General features: G+C 32.9%; 10 protein-coding genes. 9 read left to right on the top strand and 1 reads right to left on the bottom strand.

Features of this window, described 5'->3' with window-relative positions; all coding sequences use genetic code 11:
• The first annotated feature begins 653 nt into the window (after nucleotides 1-653).
• From J6569_RS08265 to J6569_RS08250, 4 genes are read left to right on the top strand one after another with little or no spacing between them, the layout of a single operon-like run.
• On the top strand, nucleotides 654-1130 hold the full coding sequence (locus J6569_RS08265; protein ID WP_296318228.1) for a prepilin-type N-terminal cleavage/methylation domain-containing protein: 477 nt from the start codon (nucleotides 654-656) through the stop codon (nucleotides 1128-1130).
• Nucleotides 1124-1687, top strand: coding sequence for a prepilin peptidase-dependent protein (locus J6569_RS08260; RefSeq protein ID WP_296300120.1), 564 nt, complete (start codon nucleotides 1124-1126; stop codon nucleotides 1685-1687). Before J6569_RS08265 ends, J6569_RS08260 begins: the two co-directional genes overlap by 7 nt.
• On the top strand, nucleotides 1671-2105 hold the full coding sequence (locus tag J6569_RS08255; protein ID WP_296318227.1) for a DUF2509 family protein: 435 nt from the start codon (nucleotides 1671-1673) through the stop codon (nucleotides 2103-2105). The genes J6569_RS08260 and J6569_RS08255 overlap by 17 nt, the downstream gene beginning before the upstream one ends.
• Nucleotides 2098-2433 carry a prepilin-type N-terminal cleavage/methylation domain-containing protein gene (locus J6569_RS08250; RefSeq protein WP_051634165.1) on the top strand — a complete coding sequence of 112 codons (336 nt, stop codon included), beginning with the start codon at nucleotides 2098-2100 and terminating at the stop codon, nucleotides 2431-2433. Before J6569_RS08255 ends, J6569_RS08250 begins: the two co-directional genes overlap by 8 nt.
• 22 nt (nucleotides 2434-2455) lie before the next feature.
• Here the strand turns inward: J6569_RS08250 and J6569_RS08245 are convergent, their stop codons facing one another.
• Nucleotides 2456-3205, bottom strand: coding sequence for an alpha/beta fold hydrolase (locus J6569_RS08245; protein WP_296300115.1), 750 nt, complete (start codon nucleotides 3203-3205; stop codon nucleotides 2456-2458).
• A gap of 136 nt (nucleotides 3206-3341) precedes the next feature.
• Here J6569_RS08245 and J6569_RS08240 point away from each other — a divergent pair, with 136 nt between their 5' ends.
• The 5 genes from J6569_RS08240 to mdoH all read left to right on the top strand — a co-directional run bounded on the left by J6569_RS08240 (nucleotide 3342) and on the right by mdoH (nucleotide 10562).
• Entirely contained in the window at nucleotides 3342-5279 is a 1938-nt protein-coding gene (locus J6569_RS08240; protein ID WP_296318226.1) for an exoribonuclease II, read from the top strand.
• Between the two features lie 201 nt (nucleotides 5280-5480).
• Nucleotides 5481-5723, top strand: a complete 243-nt coding sequence (locus J6569_RS08235; RefSeq protein ID WP_141671047.1) for a YecH family metal-binding protein — start codon at nucleotides 5481-5483, stop codon at nucleotides 5721-5723.
• A 202-nt stretch (nucleotides 5724-5925) separates the two neighbouring features.
• Nucleotides 5926-6588, top strand: a complete 663-nt coding sequence (locus tag J6569_RS08230) for a hypothetical protein (protein ID WP_065589216.1) — start codon at nucleotides 5926-5928, stop codon at nucleotides 6586-6588.
• Nucleotides 6589-6606: 18 nt separating this feature from the next.
• On the top strand, nucleotides 6607-8169 hold the full coding sequence (locus J6569_RS08225; RefSeq protein ID WP_174798016.1) for a glucan biosynthesis protein G: 1563 nt from the start codon (nucleotides 6607-6609) through the stop codon (nucleotides 8167-8169).
• Nucleotides 8170-8204: 35 nt separating this feature from the next.
• Nucleotides 8205-10562 carry a glucans biosynthesis glucosyltransferase MdoH gene (mdoH, locus tag J6569_RS08220; RefSeq protein ID WP_296318225.1) on the top strand — a complete coding sequence of 786 codons (2358 nt, stop codon included), beginning with the start codon at nucleotides 8205-8207 and terminating at the stop codon, nucleotides 10560-10562.
• Nucleotides 10563-10623: the final 61 nt, after the last annotated feature.

Here is a 10623-nt window from a genome sequence, read left to right as displayed (position 1 = left end):
CACAAACACGCCCAACAACCTAGTTTAGCGTACTAGCTTTACTTCGTTATCGGCATATTTTGATGCTGTGATAAAGCAAACTTATTAATATTGTGGAGCTATCGATGTGTTTTTTCTCTAAAATAGCTCAGGTTGACTATTGATTTTATTGAAGTTTCTTATTAAGTTCCTAGATTGCACCATAAAGTGTAATTCGTCTTAACGCTTAGAATAAAAAGCGACAGGGCTTTTAAACTTATGCCGTTTTCTTGTGTGTGAGTTCAATAGATATTGTGTATAGTTATAAATACAAAAATCTAGTATCTTTCCTTCCTAGAAAGGTGATTATAATGCATAGCAATCTCCAAACTGTGGTGGTGCGAAGGTGCTAGTATAAATCACCGTTCTACTTTCTTCACTCCACCGTGTTTAAAATTGCACTTCATGTTTGAATCCAGGAAACAATAAATAAAAATTTTAATAAAATCAATATATTTGTCAACCGCTTTTTGACGTAATTTTTAAATAAGCTTTTCATCAAAACAAAAAGCAAAGTATTAACGAAAAAAGCACAATTTATTTGAGCAATGTATCACAAATCTAGAATGTCAAATAACCAATTGTTTAATTAAAATGTACTCTGCAACTATCGTGATAGTTACCAAGACAATATTATGCAAAATTGGGGATTTTCATTACTAGAATTGTTAATAACTATTTGTATTAGTGCTATTTTAGTCACAATAGGCGTTGAGCATTGGAAAGAGCAACAGCTGCGTAATGAATTAGCTTATACAACCAAACAGTTAGGTTATTTTTTGTATGAAGTTCAAATAAAAGCGTCGATTAAAAATGAGAATTACATTATTCATCAATTTACTTCACCATGGTGCATTGCAATTACTCACGATGAAAAACCTGCCTCATGCAGCGAGGGAGTGCTTTATTTCATGAAACCAGATAATTCTGTTGAAATTAGTGAACTATCAAACAATAAAGATGCCTTAATTTTAGGACGCCGTAACTTAGCACAAACAATGTCTTTTCAATTAAGAAATAAAATAGGCACCAGTAGGATTTTTGTTTCTTTGCTTGGACGTATCCGTTTTTGTGCAGAAAATAGCTATATAACAGGGTTACCTCGATGTTAAAAGCATCTGGATATTCCTTATTTGAAATACTTATTAGCTTAATATTATCAAGTCTAATTTTTATGGGTATAACCTCGTTTTACATTCAATTACAAACAAGTATTATGCAATATTATCAAAAAATACGTTTACAACAGGCAATTGAACTTGGATTAGCTGGTATGAAAAAAGACATAAGACGAGCTGGTTTTATTGCTAATGACCCCAAAAAAATAACAGCTAAAGCTATTAAAATCGATAAACAAGGAAAATGTATTGTTCTTCGATACGATAGCGAAATTCGCAATTCTTGGGTTTGGGACAAATTTACCCCTATAAAGTCAGATGTTTTTACCTATCGCTATAAAGAAAACAATATAGCCTATAAAACAGGAGCAATAGATTGTTTTGGAACTAAATGGGAAAACTTATTTGATTCAAACGAAATCAAAGTAACCGATTTTACAATAAAACAGCTACCCGATGCCATTAGTCTATCTGTTACTGCTGAATTAAGAAAAAACAAGCAGATTAATTATCACATAACTGAAATAATCAAAAATGAAAACCTATTTTAAACAAATGTATACTTCGTCTGGGTTTAGCACTATTTTAATGGTAATTATTTTGATGGTTGTGGGATTGGTGCTATTAATTGGTTTTAATATACTTATTACCTCGTGGCAAAAAACTATTTTAATGGAAAGTCAATACTATCAACAATTTAATCAAGCTAGTTCATCTTTAACTTGGGCAATAACCCAAAATTGGCAAACTCCTAAAACAAATTGGTATTGTATGACTGAACCCACTTATCAATTAAAAGCATGTATAAAAAAGTCTTTATTAAAAATTGATAAGTATGTGTTAGTAAGAGGCGAAGCTAAAGATTTTTATTTATATACACTCGCACATTTTGATAACAATCGATTGATTGTTGAAAAAGGTCATTGGCTCGATTATTGCCCAGAAAAAAGAGCTATTTATTGTGAATAACAAAAAGAAAAAAATAGCTGGCTTTAGTTTAATTGAAGTTATGATAGCAACGCTATTATTTTCAATTATTATGTTAGGATTTGTTAATTACCAACAAGCATTGTTTTATAAACATCACTACTTTACAAACTACTTACGTGCCAACAAAATTGCTTTTCAGCTACTTGATAGCTACCCTTATACCACAAACCAAATTATTCCTTCTGGTTGGCACTATAAGCTCACCAGTAAAACTTATAATGCTCAGTGTAAAATGGTTGTTATAACGGTTAATGCACCTAACAAACAAGTTGCCAAGCAGCAACGATTATTTTGTAATTCACTCTAAATGTTTGCAAGTTAAATACCATTCATCCCTCTATCCAGTTATGTAGAAGTTGCAAAACTTGTGACGTTTTTTCAGCGTGAACATTATGCCCTGCACCTTCAACTACTTCAATTTTTGCATTAGGAAATTGTTCGAAAATCGCTGGATAAGCTTCATTTGTAATATAAGTAGAGTTACCTCCCCGAATAAATAACGTGGGTTTTAAGCAAGGAGAGATATTTTGCCAATCGCATATATGAGCATATTGTGAATTAATTGCTTCAATATTAAACAACCATTTATCATTCTTAAACGATTTTAGTAAAAAAAGAATGGTTGGCATGTTAATACCTACTTGTTCCATTAAATTGATGATCTGCTTTTTATCGGTAATTTGGTTACTAAGGCAATACATTAACACTCTTAAAATAGTGGCATTGGCCGAACGGTGATATTTTATAGGCGCAATATCGATAGCAACAATTTTTTGGATAGAATCTGAAAGCATTTGCGACAATTGCAAAGCAACCTTCCCCCCCATTGAGTGACCAACTAATATTATATCTTTTAATTGTAAATCATAACAAAGTTCAGCTACATCTTCAGCCATAGTTTGATAAGTTATCTTATCAGACCAAGGGGAATGCCCATGATTACGCAGATCAACTTGCACGGTTTGATAATACTGCATAAAATCCTTCGCTAACATATTTAAATTATCTAAACTCCCAAATACCCCATGTAAAAACACTATCGACTGTCCATCACCCTGTAATTTATAGTTTAATTTCATACTTTAATTCGACCAATTATTTTAAGTGGCATTATTATACGTCTATTTTCAATACCATCACCGATTAATTCAATAACCACAATTTGCATAAATATGATAGAATTTAATACCAACTTTTTAACTAGTGTTAGGCCATATGTTTCAAAATAACCCTCTACTTGCACAATTAAAACAAGAACTCCATGAGCAAACACCACGCGTTGAAGGCACTATTAGAGCTCATGAAAAAGGATTTGGTTTTTTAGATGTTGATAATAAAAAAAGTTATTTCATCCCTATTGCTAAAATGAAAAGAGTTTGCAATGGTGATAAGGTATCAGGGACAGTAATAAGTAATAACGATAAAGAGTCTTTTGAACCTGAATCATTAATTGAAAGTGCATTGCAAAAATTTATTGGCAAAATAGGCTTTCAAGATCGTGCAATGGTTATTTATCCTGAAAATATGTCAACTAATCTAGCCATTCGTTGCAAAATAAACAAGCAAGTTAGCGAAAAACTAAAAGAAGGCGATTGGGTTGTGGCAACGCTTGTTTCTCACCCTTTGCAAGAAGAACGGAATCAATTTCTTGCCGAAATTGTTCGTTTTGTTGCTGAAAGCAATTCACCTTATCAACTTTGGCTAAAAACGTTAGCGCGCTACGATTTAGAAACTCACGCCCCACAGTTCGATTCATTATCAATTAACGGTACTGAACTTGATAACCGTCAAGATTTAACCGATGTTAACTTTTTCACCATCGATAGCGAAGATACAGAAGATATGGATGATGCTATTGCGATATCAAAAGGTGAACAAGGAGATTATCAATTGATGGTTGCCATTGCCGATCCTACCGCTTATGTATTACAAGATAGCGAACTTGATCGTATTGCCAAAATCAGAAATTTTACCACTTATTTGCCTGATTTTAATATCCCTATGCTACCCAAAGAGCTTGCCAATGATTTATGTTCATTAAAAGCAAATCAAAAACGTCCAGCAATGATATGTAAAATGAGTATTGACGAAACGGGCAATATTAATAGCGATGAGATCACTTTTATACCAGCTTGGATTGAATCAAAAGCTAAATTAACTTATAACAATGTTTCTAATTTTTTAGAAAATAATGAAGATTTAGAAACTAACAATCCAATTATTAAACAGCAACTTAAACATTTAGCTGACTTAGCAAAAATTCGTATGACATGGCGGCAAAATCATGCATTAGTTTTTAAAGATAATGGAGATTATCGTTTTGAACTTGATGAAAATCGCCAAGTTAAATCAATAATTAAAGAGTCTCGTCGGATTGCAAATCAAATAGTAGAAGAAGTCATGGTTTTAGCTAACCAAGCTTTAACATTGCAATTAAAAAATAAAATTGGGTTTGGAATTTTTAATATTCATTCAGGTTTTGATAATAAATATATTGAACAAGTAGTGACTTTTTTAAATGACAACGGAATCACTGAATTTGATAAAGAATCATTATTATCTTTCGATGGTTACGTAAAGTTGCGTCGTATAATCGACAACACTCCATTTTTGTCCACAAAACTTCGCAAATTCCAAAGCCCTGCTGATTTTTCAACTGAACCTAAACCACATTTTGGTTTGGGATTTGATGCCTATGCAACATGGACTTCACCAATACGTAAATATGGTGATATGGTCAACCATCGATTAATCAAAGCATTTATCCGATCACAAGAATTAGTCGCACCCGATAAAGATCAATTAAAAAACATGAATGAAAGACGCAAAACATTACGCTATGCAGAACGTGATATGGCTGAAAACCTTTATGCTCAATACTTATCAAATAAAGTAGGTGAAAGTTTTTCTGCTGAAATTATCGATATCAATCGTGGTGGTGCTCGAGTTCGTTTATGTGATATAGGCGCTTTTGCATTTATGCCACTTTCAATGATTCACTCAGTCAAGGAAGAAATTATCTCGTTACCTGAGGAAGGAATCATCAAAATTAAAGATGAGGTTTGCTACAAACTTGCTGATACTATATCTGTTGTTATTCACCAGGTTAAAAGCGAAAATCAATCAATCATTACAAAATTAGCCAACAATTAAAAAATAAAAGAAAGATTATTCTTGCTTGAATTTACAGCTTTTTTGCTGTTATTTCTTCCCCCGATGTAAATCAGGGGGAATAATTAAAACTTTATTATATTTTTAATATCAAACCTCTTTTTCTTATTAAAAATATCTGTTATCTTTCGGGACTAAAAATAATGAATTAATCATTAAAATGAACAATAATTCAGGGAGGCTATAATGTCAATTCATGGACACGAAGTATTGCATATGATGAATGGAAACAATTATACCGAATCTTCTTTACTTGATGCTATCAAAAGTAAGTTTGGAGAAGATGCCATATTTCATACTTGTTCAAAATCCAACATGAATGCCGAGCAACTAATCGCTTTTTTAAAAGCAAAGGGGAAATTTAAACCCTCAGTTGATCATGAAACTAAATTTACGGTCGATAATAAAAAAATATGCAAACATTAGAGAGAAATGACCGTATATAAAGTACAATTTTTATAAATTTAATTTAATCTGCTAGTGTTTTTTAAATTAATAAGAGTATATAATTTCGCGCTATAACAATAATCGTTATAAGTGGCTGTTGTTACTAATAACGTGACTAAATTAGTGGCAAAGTTGCTCGCTTTAAAATTAACCTAAAGAATATGCTCATGGAATTTGATAAATGAAAGTAAGTAATATCCTTATATGCACCTTTGTCGCTATTCTTGTCACAAGTTGTGCAAAAAAAAATTTACCTTTAAAAAATAATGAACCAATTTCCGAAACAGAGCAACTATCTCTATTAAAACAACAAACTGAAACTAACGACCCTTATGTTGTTGATGCTAAAAATCAACTAATTCGGTTTGTTGGTGATAAAAACTTCGATAACTACATTATTAAACAAGGTATTCTAAATTGTAAAGGCAATAATAATCTCTCCTCTTGCGTATTGAATTTTTATTTAAATGAACTATATAAATTAAAGTATCATGTGCAACTCAAAAAAGTAGTTGAGGAAAACCAAGCCGAACATAATATGGAACTAAGTAAAATAAAAGCAACTGAAAACAATATAAAAAGTTATTGCCAATATTCAGCTGATTTCGTTGCAGCAATTTATACAAAAGATAATGCAAAAATAACACAATATTTTCGACCACAATTTAGAATGTCAGAACAAGATATCTCATCCTTAAAAGCAAAGATTACTAAAGATGACTATTCTTACTTCCTAATAAACGAAAACCCAAGCATTCTTCAAGAAATGAAAGTGGATTACGTTGAGAAATGCTTAGATGATCCAAAAAACAATATTATCAATTATTTCAATATTTTTAGATAATACTAACGCGAGTCTTTTATGTGCAATTTATTTCCAATTCATAAGTTTAATAAAACTTTAATTTGCAAGGTGCTTTGCTTAGCTTCAGCTACTTGTATTAGTTTTTCTGCATGGGCTTTTTCGCTTGATGATGTAGTTGAAAAAGCTGAAAAACTATCTAAAAAGGCTTATGTTCAACCATCTAAAAATATTCCTAATGAATTAGCATCTTTACAATTTGCTGATTACCAAAAAATTCTATTTAATCATAAAAAAGCTTACTGGGGTGATCAAAAAAGTCGTTTTAAACTTGAGTTTTATCACGAAGGAATGTACTTTGATGTTCCAATAAAGATTAATGAAATTGTTAATAACCAAATAACTCCAATACAATATGATCCTAGCTATTTTGATTTAAGCCAGATTAATCTTGATAAACTAGATACTAAAAATTTGGGTTTTGCTGGTTTTAAAGTCCATTACCCAATTAATAATCCAACAAAAACCGACGATGAAATATTTTCAGCTCTTGGTGGCAGTTATTTTCGTGCGGTAGGTAAAGATCAACGCTATGGTCTTTCGGCAAGAGGGCTTGCCATTAACACTGGAGAAATGTCTGGTGAAGAATTTCCACGTTTTAAAGAGTACTGGATTGAAAGACCAGAACCAAATCAAAAACATTTAGTTATCTATGCATTACTCGACTCACCAAGCGTAACTGGTGCTTATAAAATTACATTGATTCCAAGTATTGATACTACTGTTACAGTTCAAGCTAAGGTCTTTTTCCGCGATTCTGTAAAAAAACTTGGCATTGCCCCACTAACCAGTATGTTTTTATTTGGGCCTAATCAACCATCACCATTGTTAAATTATCGACCTGCAATGCATGATTCTAATGGACTATCAATATTAGCAAATAATAACGAATGGATATGGCGTCCATTAAATAACCCTAAACGTCTATCGTTTTCATCGTATAGTTTAGAAAACCCAAAAGCTTTTGGCTTAATTCAGCGTGATAAAGGTTTTGATGATTATCAAGATCTCGATGATCACTATGAAAAACGACCAAGCGTTTGGACTGAAATTTTAGGCGATTGGCAAAAAGGACGAGTCGAATTAGTTGAAATCCCAACAGCAGACGAAACTAACGATAATATTGTCACTTTTTGGGTGCCAGAAAAACAATATAAAGCTGGCGACGTGCTTGATATAAAATATCGATTACATTATTCATTACATGAATTACAGCGTTATCCTAATAATATCGCAAAAGCTATTAGTACCCGATTATCACTCGGCGATATAAAACAAGCTAATTTAATTCGTAAACTTGATGGCTCTAATGCGTACGTGATTGACTTCGCTGGTCCTTCATTATCAGAAAATGACCCAGTCAAAGTAATTTCAAGTATTACTAACGGCTCTATTGTAAGCTGTGATTCACAGTACAATCCAATAATAAAAGGATGGCGTGTAATTGTTAGATTCAACGTCCAAGATAGTAAAAAGGCAACGGATATTCGTGTACAACTCGCTTCACAAGCAACCAATGAAGTGATTTCTGAAACTTGGAGCGGGCAATACCCAGCACAATAGTAATGTAATAGTCATTATTATTATAAGATAAAAATATGAAAAAAGATTACTTTACAAATCTACCTGATGCTGAAGCTTGGCGTCAAAAATATGAAAATAATACAACATCACCTGATGATGTTGAGTTCTTAAAATATCGCTTAAATCAGATTGGCGATACTAGTTCTTTTATTGATGACCGAAAACAACAACCAAGTTATCCTGAAGTTGAACGCGTTCCAATTCAACCTCAAATCTGGAACCAGCGCTATATTGCCAAGTCAAAACATAACTTTAATATTTTAGCTATAATTCGACGCTTTATTATGTTTGCGCTGATTGTAGTACAAACATATTATGGAACCACTTATCTATCTTCTTTATTACCATACCAAAGTTGGCAAAAAATCAATTTTATGACTAATTGGGATATCAATCCTGAATTAGCCATCTACAGCATAATACCTTATATCATACAAGGGGCGATTATTATCCTGTTTGCTATTTTGTTTTGTTGGATCTCCATTGGATTTTGGACCAGCATTATGGGCCTAATTTTAGCCGTCATGGGTAAAGACCGTTACACTATTCCTATTCCCAAGGACCCAGCATCACATATCGACGCAAAGCATCGAACCGCTCTTGTTATGCCAATTTGTAATGAAGATGTTGCTCGAGTATTTGCTGGGTTACAAGCAACTTATCAATCTTTAGCTGAAACAGGCCACGCAGCTTGTTGTGATTTTTATATATTAAGTGATACTAACGATCCCGATCTATATGTGAACGAACTTAAAGCTTGGGCTGAATTTAATGCAGCAAAACAAAACAATGGTTGCAACGTTTTTTATCGCCATCGCAAACGCCGAGTAAAACGTAAAAGTGGTAATATTGATGACTTTTGCCGTCGTTGGGGACATCAATATGAATACATGATGATCCTTGATGCCGATAGTATCATGACTGGTGATTGCATTTTAAAAATGATCGCCATGATGGAAATGACCCCAAAAGCCGGTATTTTACAATCACCACCAAAATCAGTAAGAATGACCACGCTTTATGGACGTATTCAACAATTTGCCAACCAGATTTATAGTGATATATTTTGTTCTGGTACACACTTTTGGCAATTAAGCGAAGCGCAATATTGGGGACATAATGCAATGATTCGCTTAAAACCTTTTATTGAGCATTGCATATTATCTCCATTGCAAAAACGTAAGGGTCCAATTCATATCTTATCGCATGATTTAGTTGAGGCGACGCTTATGCGTCGTGCTGGTTATGGCGTCTGGATCGCTTATAATATGAATGGAAGTTATGAAGAGCTTCCTGGTAATATGATTGAAGATTTAAAACGTGATAATCGCTGGTGTATGGGTAACTTAATTAATTTAAGGCTAATCTTCAAAAGCGGTATTAAATTGACCCATCGTTTAATGTTTGCAACTAGTGGCATGGCTTATATTTCTTCATTATTGTGGCTAGTATTTTTAATATTTTCGACACTATTATTATTGGTGTTTAATATTTCTGAGCCTCAATATTTCTTCCAACCTAACCAATTTTATCCGACTTGGCCAAGGTGGGATGAACAATTAGCCATTCAACTATTATCAACCACAATGGTTTTACTGTTTGCACCTAAATTCTTCAGCTACGGTATTATTATAGCCAGAACTGGGGCAAAAGATGTTGGCGGTATATTTAAATTAACTTTATCAATACTGATTGAAATGATTTGGTCAATGATTTTAGCGCCAATACGCATGATCTTTCATAGTAAATTTGTACTTAAAGCATGGATGGGCAGTAAAATTCAATGGAAGTCACCATCCCGAAGTGACGACGCTCTAACATGGGGGGAGTCATTTTATTTTTGTTGGCCACTGTCATTATTAGGTATTATCTGGTTAGGAGTAATTATCTGGTTAAATCCACAATTTACTTATTGGTATATAGCCATATTAATACCTTTAACCATTTCACCTTTAGTAATTAGAGTGTCTGGGCTTTCAAGTATCGGCATGAAGGCAAAAAAAGCAGGACTATTTTTAACCCCTGAAGAAACACGCCCTGCAAGAGCAGTTACTCTTACCGGTGAATATTTAGTTAAAACCGAAGCTGCGGTTGTTGAACACGGTTTTGTGATGGCGTTAGTCGATCCTATCTACAATGCGCTTGCTTGTGCATTATCAACTTCACGGCATCGAATTAATGATAAAAACCAACAAAAACGCAATGAGCTTATTGCTCAGTATCAACAAATAGATTTAGAAAAAATAAGTAAAGAAAAGCAGTTAGCGATTTTAGAAGATCCTATTATTCTTTCAACATTACATCGTCATATTTGGCAACAGCAAGAAAAATACGACAATCTATTCACTTTATGGCAAAATGAACGCCAATAATAAAAAATAGGGCTTTTGCCCTATTTTCTTTTTTTAGTAATAATCAAATTCCATGGATATT

The sequence above is a fragment of the Gilliamella sp. genome (genome assembly GCF_024104075.1).
In the GTDB taxonomy this organism is placed as follows: domain Bacteria; phylum Pseudomonadota; class Gammaproteobacteria; order Enterobacterales; family Orbaceae; genus Gilliamella; species Gilliamella bombi.
Note: the sequence above shows the minus strand (reverse complement) of the source record. Positions and strands in the feature narration are given on the sequence as shown.